Here is a 13708-nt window from a genome sequence, read left to right as displayed (position 1 = left end):
GGGCGGGCGATCACGGTCGACGACCATGGCCCCGCGTCCCGCGACAGATCCGCTGCAGCCGCCGGCGCAGCTCCACGGCCGAGAGGTCGAGCTGGCCGCCCTGCGCCTGGCGTTGGGGGAAGGCGGCGCACGCTGCCTGATCGTGCGCGGCCCGGGGGGCGCCGGCAAGACGGCGCTGATGCAGCGGGTCCTTGCGGAGGCGCGGGAGGCCGGCAGCCTGACGGGTACGGGCAAGCACGCGCAGGGCCAGGCGGCTCGCGACCTCGACCCGCTGATGTGCGCTTTGGAGGAGGCTCTGAACGCCGGGCTCGACCAGCTCTTCGATCCGATGGCGGGGGTCGAGGACCTTCGGCGGGCTCTGGGCGACAATGCGCCTGTCCTCGCCGCCCTCGGCGCGGGCGTCCTGCGGACCCTGGCGCCGGCGCGCACCCTTGGCCCACTCACCGCGGAACGGGCCGACGAACGGCTGATTCAGGCGGTTATCCGTGCCCTGCGGTGGCTGGAGGGCTTCGGCGCCCCGGTGCTGCTGCTGATCGACGACTGGGGACGCGCTGGACCGCAGGCGCAGCGGCTCTACGCCCGCATACTCGCGGAGCCCGCCCTGACGCTGACGCGCCTGCTGGCGACGGAGCGGGATGAGGAGCAATTCAGCGCGCCCCCGGCGGCCGCGGCTGTGGTCGAGCTCGGTCCCCTGTCGCCGACGGCGCAGCTGGTCCTGGCGCGCGAACTGCTGGGCGCCCGCGCCGGCGCGGCGGAGGGCGTCGTGGGCTTCCTGGGACCGGCCGCCGGCATGCCGTTCGATCTGGTGAGCTCCGTCCGCATCCTGGCCCCGACCGCGCTCGCCCTCTCTGGCGGCCGATGGCGGCTCGATGCTGTCAGGGCGCGCCATGCGCTGGCCGGCTCTGCCGCGCCGTCGCTGGTGCGGCAGGCCGCCGAACTCGAGCCGCGGGCTTTCGCGCTGGCCCGGACGCTGGCCGTCTACGGCGACGACGCCGACGTGGCGGACCTCGCGTGCGCAGCGGGCCTGGAGCCGAGCGAAGCCGCCGCCGCCGCCGACGCTCTGGCTGGGCTCGGCATTGTCCATCGCGACGGACCCAAGGTGCGCTACGTCCACGACCGGCTGCGCGCGGCGGTTCTGGACGGCCTGGCGCCGGACCATCGCTCCGACTGCGCGGGGGCGCTGGCCGAGGCGCTGCGCCGATCCGGCGCGGCCCCGGGTCAGGGCGAGCGCGGCATGACGATGCTGATGCGCCGCATCGAAGGCGGACTGGCGTCGGTCGACGACCTAGCCTGGTGGCGGGACGCATTCGCCGTCGGCGCCTTGGCGGCGCGACAGGTCGGCGATCGCGCGGCCGCCGAAGCCTGCGTGCACGCCGGCCTGGAGGCAGCGCGCACCACCGGCGAGACCTACGAACTCCTGACCGAGGCGGCCTCGGCCGCGATCAGCCGCGGCGATCACGCCGAGGCTTGCCGGCAGGCGGACGCGGCCCGCGGCCTGGCGGCGACGCCGGCCGAACAGGCGGCCGCCGACGAGATGCGCGTTTTCGCGCGGCGCGTGTCCGGCGACCTTGAGGCGGCGCTGGAGGTCGCCTCGGAAGTGCTGGCCAGGGTCGGCATCGTCCTACCCCGCCGGGTGACGGTGCCCAACCTTGTCCGCGCCGTGTCTCGGGTGTTCACCCTCGATCCGCGCAAGGCGACGAGGCCGCTGCCGCCGGAGGCCCTCGCCGTCGAGGCGCCGATGATCCGAGCGATGAACGGCATCGGCTCGCTCCTGTTCGAGCGGGAGCCGTTGCTGGTGGTGGTGCTGGTCATGCGCTTCCTCTCAGTCCCGGTGATCTTCGGCACGGCGGCCGGCGCCGGAACCATGGCGCTGATCGCCAGCGCCTTCGGCCAGTACCGTCGCGCCGCGGAATGGGCCTCGGCGGCCGATCGCCTGCAGGCGCCCGGCCAGCCGCTCAGGGCCATCGCCAAGCAGTACTCCATGAACTTCGGCCATGTGTTCGTGAAGCCGCGGCCCGAGACCCGCTCCCGCGGCGAGGAGATGGCGAGCCTGGCCTATGCCGAGGGCGATCTCGCGGTCGCTGTCTATGGCAACCGCGACCGCGTTCTGGACAGCCTCTTCAGCGACGACAGCTTGCAGGAGGCGGCGCGCCTTGGGGACGAAGCCGTGCGCGCGGCCGAGCGACTGAGTGATACGCCAACCATTCCGCACGTGCGCGCGCTCCGGCAGATGATCCAGCAACTGCAGGACGGCGGGCCCAACGGCTGGCGCCTGCACGGCGAACATCTCGACGGCTCCGGCTCGGCACGCGAGCTGGAAACGGCGGGCCTCGCCAACACCGCTCGCGGCATCGCGGCCTTGGAGGCTCTGCTGGGCGTCGCCTATGGCGAGTATGGGCGGGTGGCCGCCATGGCCGACCGGCCTTGGCCGAAGTTCAGAGCCGCCCCTTTCCAGGCCCAGACGCAGATCTGGACCTTCGCCACGGGCCTGGCGCTCTACCGCACCGGAAGACGGCCTCCGGGGCTGGCGCTCTGGAACTTGCGTCGGCTGGCCCGGCTGAACCCCAACGATTTCCTGCACCGGTGGCGCCTGCTCGAGGCCGAGTCGCTCCGGGTCCGAGGTCGGCGTCGCGCCGCGCTCAAGGCTTATGCGCAAGCGGTGTCGGCGGCTTGCGCCTCGCGTTGCCGGCTCGAGGAAGGCCTCGTCGCCGCCGCCGCCGCCGAAGGCGCTGAGGCGCTGGACGACCTCGCGGCGTCGCTTACCTGGCGCGCCACGGCGATCGCGGCGTGGCGCGCGCAGGGAGCGCACGGGCTGGTGGAGACGCGTTTCGGCCTCGCGCCGGTTCGCGCTTCGGAGGCCCTGGAGAGCCAGGTGGCGGCGCTCGAGCGCCAGCACGCCGAGCACGCGCGCGAGCTGGACGTCGCGCGGGACGCGGCCGAACGCGCCAACCGCGCGAAGTCCCGGCTGCTGGCCGCCGTCGGCCACGAGCTGCGCACGCCGCTGCAGGGCGCCCTGGGGCTCCTGGACCTGGCCGCCGGGCCGGGCGAGACCGTGGATGTGGAGACGCTGCGGCGCGCGCTGATCCATCTGGCCGAGGTGGTGGGCGACCTGACCGACCTGGGGGCGCTCGAAGGGGGCGTGCTGTCGGTCGCCCGGGCGCCGTTCGATGCGGCGGCCGCCGCTGCCTCCGTCGCGGCGCTGCACCAACCTACGGCGCGGGCGACCGGACGCGATCTGGTAGTCGAGGGGCTGTCCGAACCGCTGTGGGTGGCTGGCGACGAGGGGCGCGTGCGGCAGGTGCTGGGCAATCTCGTCGCCAACGCGCTGCGACACGGCGCAGGCCGGGTGACGGTGAGCGTGCGACGCCTCGCGGGCGCGACGGACCGGCTGCTGTTCCAGGTGAGCGACGAGGGCGCGCCGTTGAGCGACGCCGAGGTGTTGCGCATCTTCGAACCCTTCGATCGCGGCGGCCGCGAGGCGGATAACGGCGGACTGGGTCTTGGCCTGTTCCTGGGTCGCCACCTGGCCCGGGCCATGGGCGGAGACCTGCGGGTCGCCGCGTCTCCAAACGGCGGCAAGGCGTTCGAGCTTGAGATCGCGGCTCCCGCGGCGGCGCCGGCGGCGAACATCCGCGCTGGGCGCGAACTCATGGGCGTGCGCGTGCTGCTGGCCGAGGACACCGACCTCAGTCGCCATGTTCTGGCGGAGCTGCTGCGTCGCGAGGGCTGCTACGTGCGGGCCGTCGCCGACGGACAAGCGGCGCAGGCCGCCTTGGCCGAGGACGCCTTCGACCTGGTGCTGCTGGACCAGCGAATGCCGGGGGCCACCGGCCTGGACGTGGCGCGCGCGCTCGCCGGGGCGGGCGGCGGGCGGCCGCGCTGCGTGCTGATGACCGCGAGCCTCGATACGGCGCTCGAGGCGCAGGCCCGCGAGGCCGGCGTCGACCAGCTTCTGCAGAAGCCGCTTGGGATCGCCGATCTCCGCAGCTTGGCGCCCGTGATTCCCGCCGCGGTCTTCCGAGCCGCAGGGTTCGTCGGCCGCGACGGCGTGCGCGCGGCCGAGCTGCGCCGACAGCTCGGACCCGAGGGCGACGCCCTGCTGCGCGAGGTCCGCCCGGCCGTCGAGATCGAATTGCAAGCTCTGGGCGATGCGGTCGCGGCCGAGGACGCCGAGCGGCTCGAAGCGCGCCTGCATCGCCTCCGTGGTCTGGCGCGCCATTTTGGCCTGGAGACCCTGCTGCAGTCGCTGGATTGTCCAACGCCCGAGACGGCGGAAGCCGCGGAGATGCTGTCGCGCATCCGCGAAGGCGCGGCGGCGACGGACTGGTCCGCCTTCGAGACGCACTAGGCGTGTGAGTTGCGGCGCACAACCCGCGGGCCGTGGCCCTTGATCCAGGGTGGTCCTACATCCTTCTCATGGTGAGAGTGCTTCCTCGTCCTGACAGGGCCTCGGGTCTGCTCGCCCGCTCGTTCGCCGCGGCCTGACGGGGTATGGACCTCCGCCGTATCCGCGTCCTCCTGGTCGAGGACAACCGCGAGATGGGGACCATCGTCCGCGCGGTGCTCGCCAGCTGGGGCTGCACCAACGTCCGCACCGCGGAGACCATCAAGGCGGCCTTGGATTGGCTGGACCAGGAGTCCTTCGACCTGATGGTGGTGGACCGGAAGCTGCCGGACGGAGACGGGTTCGCATTGGTCCGACAGCTCCGTCGCAGTCCGCTGGCCTTCCTGCCGGTGTTGGTGTTGACCGGCCATGCGTCGGCAAAGGCGGTTGCGGAAGCGCGGGACAGCGGGGTGAACGAGTTCCTGGCCAAGCCATTCACCGCCCGAAGGCTCTACGACCGGCTCCATCGTCTGATCTACCAGGCCCGGGGTTTCGTGACGTGCGACAGCTATGTGGGCCCGGACCGCCGGCGGCGAATGGACCTCGAGTACAAGGGGCCGGAGCGGCGGCGCTCTTGAGCGGCCGGACGGACGCCGTCTCCCGCGCGCGGCGGCGATCGGGTAAACAGCAGCTTCATCTGGAACCTTATGGCCAAGCTTGTGTTTCCGGTGACGGAGGGGCTTGGTGCGCGGACTTGGGGCCGCGCGTTCTCGCGCGTTCATTATCGGCGCCGCGGGCGCGGGGGGGGGGGGATCGACATGGCGCTCGTCAAGCGCGCGACCTTGGCCAAGCGGACTACGAAGGGCGCTGCGGATGCGGCGGCCGAGCCGCCGATCCCGGCGCCGGTGCGGCGGAAGCCACGACCCGCGCGGCCGCAGAACGCCGCCGAACGGATAGGCGCGGCGACGCAGGAACTGGCGAGCGGCGTCGCCGAGGCAGCATCGGCCGCCGAAGAACTCCGCCGCTCGCTGGAGCAGATCTCCAGCGCCGCCGAGGAAGCCGCGGGCGCGAGCCATCAGTCGCTGGAGGCGGTGAACGCGCTGGCGGTCGCTTTCGCGCAGGCCCGGGAGCGCGCCGAGACGGCGCGCCGCCGGACCGAAACCTTGCAGACCCTGATCGTCGAGACCGCTACCCAGACCGAGGCCTCGGTCGGCGCCGTGCAAGCCAACGCCCAGCGGCAACTCGCCTCTGTCGAGATCGTGGCCAGCCTCGAGGGTCAGGCTGCCGCTATCGGCGAGATCACCGTCGCCGTGGCCGAGATGTCGGACCAGACCAATCTCCTGGCGCTCAACGCCGCGCTTGAAGCGGCGAGGGCCGGCGACCAAGGTCGCGGCTTTGCCGTAGTGGCCGACGAGGTGCGCGCTCTCGCCGAAACGGCCGAGCGCCGATCCCGCGAAGTCGAAGCGCTGGCTGGGGAGATCCTGGACGAGGTTCGGGCCCTGGCCCAGCAGATACGCGACGCTGCTGCGGGCGCCAGTAGCGAGGCTGCCGCCGGCGCGGCGGTCTCCAAGATTCTCGTCGAAATCCGTGAGGAGATGACCACGCTCGTCGACGGCGCGCAGGATATCCTGCTGGCTGCCGTCGAGGCGGACGCCGCGGCGCGCGAAGCGCAGCGGGGGGCGGAGACGATCTCGAGCGCCGCCGAACAGCAGTCCGCGGCCGCCGCTGAAGCCCAGCGGGCTGTCCAGCAACAGGCCGGCGCGCTGGAGGAGAGCGACCGTACCGCGCATGCGCTGGCCGAGATGGCCGAGGCGCTGCAGGCGGGGGACGCCGCCGCGGTGCGCGTCCAGGAGGTCGGGGCGGCCGCGGAGGAACTCTCCGCGGCGGTGCAGGAGCTCTCGTCCGCGGCGGCCGAGATCCTGGTGGCTATCGACCAGATCAGCCGCGGGGCCCAGAGCCAGGCGTCGGCGACCCAGCAGGCCAGCGCCGCCATGGCGCAGATCGAACGCTCCGCCGCGCGGACCCGGGAGGTGGCGGAGAGCGCGCTCGAGACCGTGGGCGACGTCCAGCGCCGGCTGGCGGACAGCCGCAACGCCATCGAGACCATGATGAAGGGCGTCGGCTCCGCGCTGAGCGACACCCGCGCGGGCTCGGCGCGTGCCGCAGCCCTCGAAGAAGCCGGCCGTCGCATCGACAAGCTGGTCGACGCCATCGCGCTCATAGCAGTGCAGACGACGATGCTCGCCGTCTCCGGCGCGGTCGAGGCGGCGCGCGCGGGCGAGGCGGGTGCCGGTTTCGCCAACGTTTCCGGAGATATCCGGTCCTTGGCCCGGGAGTCGGCGGAGAACGCCGACCGGGTGAAGGACGTCGTCCGGGTGCTGCACACACAGATCGCCGCCGTGCGCCGCGATCTCGACCAGTCCGCGGCGGCTGTCGAAGCGGAGGTGGCCAAGAACGCGGCCATCGTCGAGCGCTTGGGCGTTGTCACCTCCGAGATCGAGGTCGTGCGCCAGGCGGCCGAGGAGACGCTGAAGGGCGCTGACGGGATCCTGCGCTCGGTCGCGGAGGTCGCCGCCGGAAGCCAGCAGATCGCCGCCGCCGCCGAGGAAGCCGGGGGGGCCGCCGCCGAGTGCGCCGCCGCCGCGCGGCAGCAGGCGCAGGGCGCCGAGGACCTGGCTGCAGCCATCGAAGAAATCGCCGAACTCGCCGACGCCCTCCAGACGGCGGAGGCCTGAGCCGCATGTCGCCCGATCGGGCGCTCCTGACCTTCCGGGTCGGCGGCCGGCGCCTCGCGGTCGCGGCCGGAGAGGTCGTGGAAGTCGTGCGCCGCCCGAAGGTGACGCGTGTGCCGCATGCGCCGCGGGCCCTCGCCGGCGTGACCAGCCTTCGCGGCCAGGTGTTGCCGGTGATCGCCCTGGACGTGGTGCTGGAGACCCAAGGCCAGGCGGGCTCCGCCTCGCGCCTGGTGGTGCTGAACGGCACGCCGCCGATCAGCTTGGCCGTCGACGAGGTGACCGGCCTGGCCGCGGGTTCGGCCGAGCCGGGCGCGCTGATGCTTGCCGGCGACGGCGAAGCGCGGGTGCTGCCGCTCGAGGCGCTGCTGCAGGCGGAGTTCGCCGGCCTGACCCGGACGCGCGAGGCCCGTCCAGCCGCCGCGCCGGCGCCCACGCAGGAAGGTCCGGCAAGCGCGACCGACGTGGCCCTCCTGGGCTTCGAGCTGGCGGGACAACCTTACGCCTTGCCGCTGGAGCAGGCGCGTGAGGTCATGGCGCTGCCGGCCGACGTGGCCGCGCTGCCGCGCACCGACGGAGCGATGGTGGGCGTCATGGCCCTGCGCGGAGCGCTGTTGCCGCTCGTCTCGACGGGCAACCTGCTTGGCCTTGAGACGCAGCCCCTCGGGCCGGCCTCCAGGGTGATCGTGGCCGTGCTGGGCGAGGCGCGGATCGGCCTGGTGGTCGACCGGCTCACCGCGATCCTCAGGGCGCCGCCCGATGCGATCGGTCCAGTGCCGCGGGTTCTAAATCGCGGAGCGGGAGAGGCGCACATAGACGCCATGCTTCGCCTGCCTGGCGGCGGCCTGGTCTCGGTCCTCGCGCCCGAACGACTGTTCCGCGACGAAAGCGTCGCGCAGATCCTGGAAGATGGTCGGAGGGCCAAGGCCATGGAGACGACGAACCGGAGCGCGCCGGCGGCTGTCGAACGTCTCCTGGTGTTCGCCCTGGGTGATGAGACCTACGGCCTGCCGATCGCGGCCGTCGAGGAGGTGGTTCGTCTGCCGGACACGCTGACCCGGCTGCCGCGCGCGCCGGCCTACGTGTCGGGCGTCATGAGCTTGCGCGGGGCTGTGATCCCGGTGATCTCCCAGCGTCAGCGGTTTGGACTCGGGACGGAAGGGGCGGTCAGCCGGCCGCGGGTGGTGGTCTGCCGGGTCGGCGAACTCGTCGTCGGCTTCGCCGTGGACGCGGTCACGGAAATCCTCGAGGTCGCGCAAGACCGGCTCGGCAAGGCGCCTGACCTGACCGGCGTTGGCGGCGTGTTCGACCGCATCGCCCGCCTGGAGGCGGACGGCCGGGTGCTGTTGCTGGTCGATCCCCAGGCGCTGCTGGAAAAGGCCGAGGCGGACCTTCTGGCCGATCTACTGCGCGAGGCGCCGGCAGCCTCGTGATCCGCCTGCTGGTCGTCGACGATTCCGCCCTGGTGCGCCGCGTGCTGGGGGACCTGTTCCGCGAAGCCGGCGACTTCGAGGTGGCGCTCGCGCGTGACGGCGTGGAGGCGCTCGAGGCGCTCAAGACCTTCGCGCCCGACGTCATCACCCTCGACATCCAGATGCCGCGCCTGGACGGCCTCTCGTGCCTCGACCAGATCATGGTGGAGCGACCGACGCCGGTCGTCATCCTGTCGTCCCTCACCGCCGAAGGCGCCTCCGAGACGGTGGAGGCGCTGGCCCTTGGCGCGGTGGACGTCATGGCCAAGCCGGCTCGGGCGCTCTCGCTGGAGAGCGACGCCTTCGCGCCTGGCCTCGTGGAGACCGTCCGGAACGCCGCTGGCGCACGCCTTCGGCGAACTCACAGGCTGACCGAGCGGATCCGCCGCCTTTCGATGCCGGCGCGCAGCGCCTCGGCGGGTCGGGGGAAATCCAGACCGACGAAGCCGGCGTACGTGCCCTCCGCCCTGGCGGAGCCCTCCGAGGCTGAAGGCCTGGTCCTCGTCGGCTGCTCGACCGGCGGCCCGCCCGCGCTCGACGCCCTGCTGGAACCGCTCCCCGCCGACTTCCCCTGGCCGATCGTGGTGGCCCAGCACATGCCGCGCGCCTTCACCGGCGCTCTGGCGCGGCGGCTGGACGGCCTCTGTGCGCTGGATGTGGTCGAGGTCGTGGGGCCGACGCCGCTTCGGGCCGGGTGCGTCTATATCGGCCGGGGAGACGCCGACGTCATTGTAACCCGGCGCGGCCGGGAGCTCCTCGCGCTCGCAGCGCCGGCCGACGCCGCCTATCGATGGCACCCGAGCGTGGACCGCCTGGTCGAGAGCGCGCGCGCCGTGCTCGCGGCGGAACGGATCGCGGCCGTGCTGATGACCGGCATGGGCTCGGACGGCGCCGCCAGCCTGGCGCAACTCCGGGCCGACGGCGGCTGGACCTGCGCCGAGGCGGAGGAGACGGCGGTCGTCTGGGGCATGCCCGGCGAGCTTGTCCGGGCGGGGGGCGCCAGCGTTGTCGCACCCCTCGACGCGCTCGCCCACACTCTGCGCGCAGCGGTGGCGCCCCGATGAGCCAGGCCCCGCTCTCCCCCAACGATCTGGAGCGGTTCTGTCGCTATCTCTACGACCGCACCGGCATGGTGTACGGCGAGAGCAAGCGCTACTACGTCGAACGCCGGCTGGCCGACCGGATGCGCGCCGTCGGCGAGACCCAGTTCCCCAGCTACTTCAGCCTCGTGCGCAGCAACGCGGCCGAGCTTGCGGCCTTCATCAACGCCTTCACCGTCAACGAGACCTACTTCTACCGGGAGGAGCACCAGCTCCGCTGCCTGTCGACGGACCTGCTGCCCGAGATCGTCCGGCGCAAGGGCCCGGGCGACAAGATCCGCATCTGGTCGCTGCCCTGCTCCACCGGGGAGGAGGCGTATTCGATCGCCATCTGGCTGCTGGAGAACTGGCCGATGGTCGACGCCTACAACGTCGAGATCGCCGGCTCCGACATCGACACCGCCGCGCTCGACGCGGCTCGCGCGGGCCTCTACGGCGAACGCGCCCTCAGCCGCCTGCCGCAGAGCGTCTCCGAGGCCTACTTCGAACCGCGGGGGCAGGGCCTGCGCGAGATCATCGGCGACCTGAAGGAGTCGGTGAGCTTCACGCCCGCGAACCTGATGGAGGGCTCGACGCTCTCGCCCCACGGCCGGTTCGAAGTCATCTTCTGCCGCAACGTCCTTATCTACTTCGACGAGGCTGCGCGCGCCCGGGCTGCGGACAATCTCTACACCGCCCTTCAGCCCGGCGGTTTCCTCTGCCTCGGCCACAGCGAGTCGATGACGCGGATCTCGGACCGCTTCACGGTGCGGCGCTTCAAGGACGGGGTCGTGTACCAGCGTCCGGAGGACGGCGCATGATCGACGACCTGCTGTCGGCCTTCGTGGAGGAGGCCCGCGAGCTCCTCGACCAGGCGGCGCAGGACCTTGCGGACCTGGAGCGCTCGCCGTTGGACACCGCCGCGCTGGAGAGCCTGTTCCGGGCGACGCACACGCTCAAGGGCTCGGCTGGCCTGATCGGCTTCGCGGCCATGGGCGAGGTCTTCCACGCCGCTGAGGATCGGCTGAGCGAGCTTCGCCGCGGCGAGCGCGCGATCGACGCGGCCCTCGCGCGGGCATTGCTGGCGGCCGTGGACCAGACGGCGGCGTGGGTGGAGAGCATCGCCGCGCGGGGTGAACTGCCGCAGGACGCTACCGCGAAGGGCCTGGTCCGAGACCTGGGGAGCGAAGTCCTGGGCGGGGGAGCCCCACAGGCCGCGGCGGCCGCGGCGCCCGATGCCGACTGGGTTCACGCGCTGCGCGAACGCGGCCAGGGGCTCGCCGGGCCGCTCGTAGCCTTCCGGTACACGCCTGCGGCGGACTCCTACTTCGCGGGAGACGATCCCGTGGCGGTCGTGCGCGCGGTTCCCGACCTGATGCGCCTCGAGCTCGCAGCCCGCACGCCGTTCGGGGGGGCGGAGACCTACGATCCTTTCACGTGCAACCTGGTCCTGGCCGGCCTCAGCGGCGCGCCGTTGCCGGCGGTGCAGGCCGCCTTCCGCTTCGTCGCCGACCAGGTCGAGTTGGTCGAAACGACGGTCCCCGCGGCCCCCGCCGAGCCGCGGCCCAATACCGAGGGGGCCGCGCGCGCGTTGAGGGTCGATGCGGCGCGCGTCGACGCCCTCGCGGCGGCGGCCGACGACCTAGTCGTCGCCAAGAACGCGCTCAACCACCTGATGGGCGAGGCGGCGCATTGGGCGCCGCCCGCGCTGGCGCGCAGCCTGGCCGCGGCCCAGGCGGACCTCGACCGCCGCGTGGCGCGCCTGCACGAGAGCATCGGCCGGATGCGGCTCGTGCCCCTGGCCCCGCTCTTCCGCCGCTTCCCGCCCATCGTGCGGCAGACCGCGGCCGGGCTTGGCAAGTCGGTGGAACTGGTGCTGGGCGGCGATGGCGTCGAGGTCGACAAGAGCATCGCCGACGGCCTTTACGAGCCGCTGCTGCACCTCCTGCGCAACGCTCTCGATCATGGCGTCGAGGCGCCGAGCGAGCGCCGCGCGGCGGGAAAGCCTGTCCCGGCCGTCATTCGCCTGGCGGCGATGGTCTCGGGCGACGAGGTGGTCATCGAGTTGGCCGACGACGGGCGGGGCCTCGACATGGCTCGGCTGCGCGAGACCGCGGCCGCCAGGGGGCTCGCCTCCTCAGAGGAGTTGGGCGCGATGTCCGACGCCGCGGCGGCGGACCTCATCTTCCGGCCTGGCTTCTCGACTGCGGCGGCCGTGACCGACCTCTCGGGACGCGGCGTGGGGCTGGATGCGGTCCGCGCCAGGGTCGCGGCCTTGGGCGGCCGGGTCGAAGTCCACAGCGCCCGTGGACGCGGAGCGCGCTTCCTCGTTCGGCTTCCGGTGCGCGTGCGGCTGGCGCGATTGATGATGGTGGAGGCCGGAGGCGAGACGTTCGGCGTTCCGTTGGAGAGCGTCTTGGCCGCGACGCGCGTCGGACAGGCGCAACTGACGCCGGTGCGCGCCGGGCGCGCGCTGGTGTGGCGCGGGCGGCCGGCGCCGCTGATCGCTCTGGCGGACCTGCTCAAGATGGAGCGCGCAGAGGTCGCCACGAGTGGAAGGGATGCCGACGAACTGCAGGTGATGATCGTTGAGTCCGGCGAGGAGCTCGCGGCGGTGAGCGTGGACGGCTTCGGCGAGCGCATCGAGGCGCCGCTGCGACCGTTGACCGGCGTGCTGGCCCGGGTGCCGGGGCTGCTCGGCAGCAGCCTGATGGGCGACGGCCGCGTTCTGATGGTGCTGGACGTGCCGGAGCTGATCGGATGACGGTGCGGCGGGACGGCGATGTCGCGATCCTGGAAGGCGCCTGCCGCGTTGAGCAAGCCGAGATCCTGGCCGGCCTCATGTCGGGCGGTGTCCAGGCTGTCGACGTCTCGCGTTGCACGGCTCTGCACGCCGCGGTCGCGCAGGTGTTGCTGGCCTGGCGGCCGGCGATCCGAGGCGCGCCGGACGATGCGTTCCTGCGCGATCGCCTGCTGCCGGCCTTGACCAGCGTCGAGGCGACAAGCGTCGGCGTGGACGATACAAATGATAAGCCTTCCGCCGAGGGGCGCGAGGGGACGAAGGAGTAGCGATTTGACGACTGTCCTCATTGTCGACGACAGCAAGCTTGCCCGGATCGTGGTGGGCAAGGCCGTGGCGGCGCTGCAGCCCGAGTGGACCAGGCTGGAGGCCGGCAATGCCGACGAAGCGCTGGCTGTGTTCGCGGCGAACGCCGTCGACGTTGTCGTGCTCGACTTCAACATGCCCGGCCGGAACGGCCTGGAACTGGCCGAGGAACTCCGGGCCAGCTATCCGGACATGCCGATCGCCCTGGCGACCGCCAACGTGCAGGACGAGGTGATCGGCCGCGCCCGCGCCGCCGGCGCCACCTTCGTGCCGAAGCCGATCACGGAAGACGGGCTGCGCGGCTTCCTTTCCGGGGCGGCGCTCAAGCTGCGCCAGGCGGGCGGATGAGCGCCGCGCCCGCCTACCTGAACGATCTCGAGATCGACGCCCTCACCGAGCTGGTGAACATCGGTGTCAGCCGCGCGGCCGCGAGCCTGCGGCAGATGGTGGATCGCCAGGTGTTCCTCTCTGTGCCGTCGGTGGAGGTGGTCAGCCGTCGAGAGGCGGTCACGCTGATGGCCGAGCGCGAGATCGGCGACCTGGTGGCGGTGCGGCAGGACTTCACCGGCGCCTTTTCAGGCCGCGCGCTGCTCATCTTCCCCGAAGCCAACAGCCTGGCCCTGGTGCGAGCGGTCACCGGGGACGAGCTGAGCGATCCGGAGATGCGGGCGTTCGAAGACGAGGCGCTCGCCGAGACCGGCAACGTCGTCCTGAACAACTGCCTCGCCACGATGGCGAACATGCTGCAACGGCCGCTCGACATGTCCTTGCCGGGCGTTCTTCGGGGCGAGGGCGCCAGGCTGTTCCAGCTCGACGAGGCGCCTGCGTCGGACGGCGTGGTGCTGTTCCTCTACATCAATTTCGCGATCAGCGAGCGTGACGTGCGGGGTTACATCGCCGTCCTGATGGACTTGCCTTCGCTGGACGCGCTTAAGACCTTGATCGGAGAGTTCATCGCTCGGGTGGTCGGCGCGCCTGCCGCCGACGGGGCCTGA

At 72.5% G+C, this 13708-nt stretch carries 10 protein-coding genes; all 10 read left to right on the top strand.

The annotated features are described in order from the left end of the window. Positions 1–25 precede the first annotated feature (25 nt). Complete coding sequence (locus ACO2Q0_RS04090; RefSeq protein WP_423350198.1) at positions 26–4348, top strand: ATP-binding protein; 4323 nt, start codon at positions 26–28, stop codon at positions 4346–4348. A 143-nt stretch (positions 4349–4491) separates the two neighbouring features. Next, positions 4492–4962: a response regulator gene (locus tag ACO2Q0_RS04085; RefSeq protein ID WP_423350197.1), complete on the top strand. Its 471-nt coding sequence runs from the start codon at positions 4492–4494 to the stop codon at positions 4960–4962. Between the two features lie 180 nt (positions 4963–5142). Then, the gene (locus ACO2Q0_RS04080) at positions 5143–7059 is read left to right on the top strand and encodes a methyl-accepting chemotaxis protein (protein ID WP_423350196.1); all 1917 of its coding nucleotides are present in this window, start codon (positions 5143–5145) and stop codon (positions 7057–7059) included. A gap of 5 nt (positions 7060–7064) precedes the next feature. Next, positions 7065–8489 (top strand): chemotaxis protein CheW, encoded by a 1425-nt coding sequence (locus ACO2Q0_RS04075; RefSeq protein ID WP_423350195.1) that lies wholly within the window; start codon positions 7065–7067, stop codon positions 8487–8489. Then, positions 8486–9592, top strand: a complete 1107-nt coding sequence (gene cheB / locus ACO2Q0_RS04070; protein ID WP_423350194.1) for a chemotaxis-specific protein-glutamate methyltransferase CheB — start codon at positions 8486–8488, stop codon at positions 9590–9592. The genes ACO2Q0_RS04075 and cheB overlap by 4 nt, the downstream gene beginning before the upstream one ends. Further along, positions 9589–10428, top strand: a complete 840-nt coding sequence (locus tag ACO2Q0_RS04065; protein WP_423350193.1) for a CheR family methyltransferase — start codon at positions 9589–9591, stop codon at positions 10426–10428. Before cheB ends, ACO2Q0_RS04065 begins: the two co-directional genes overlap by 4 nt. Further along, entirely contained in the window at positions 10425–12371 is a 1947-nt protein-coding gene (locus ACO2Q0_RS04060; protein WP_423350192.1) for a chemotaxis protein CheA, read from the top strand. The genes ACO2Q0_RS04065 and ACO2Q0_RS04060 overlap by 4 nt, the downstream gene beginning before the upstream one ends. Further along, positions 12368–12676 carry a hypothetical protein gene (locus tag ACO2Q0_RS04055; protein ID WP_423350191.1) on the top strand — a complete coding sequence of 103 codons (309 nt, stop codon included), beginning with the start codon at positions 12368–12370 and terminating at the stop codon, positions 12674–12676. Before ACO2Q0_RS04060 ends, ACO2Q0_RS04055 begins: the two co-directional genes overlap by 4 nt. 4 nt (positions 12677–12680) lie before the next feature. Then, on the top strand, positions 12681–13061 hold the full coding sequence (locus tag ACO2Q0_RS04050; protein WP_423350190.1) for a response regulator transcription factor: 381 nt from the start codon (positions 12681–12683) through the stop codon (positions 13059–13061). After that, positions 13058–13708: a chemotaxis protein CheX gene (locus ACO2Q0_RS04045; protein WP_423350189.1), complete on the top strand. Its 651-nt coding sequence runs from the start codon at positions 13058–13060 to the stop codon at positions 13706–13708. Before ACO2Q0_RS04050 ends, ACO2Q0_RS04045 begins: the two co-directional genes overlap by 4 nt.

This window comes from Phenylobacterium sp. VNQ135 (genome assembly GCF_049445735.1).
Classification (GTDB): Bacteria; Pseudomonadota; Alphaproteobacteria; order Caulobacterales; family Caulobacteraceae; genus Phenylobacterium.
Note: the sequence above shows the minus strand (reverse complement) of the source record. Positions and strands in the feature narration are given on the sequence as shown.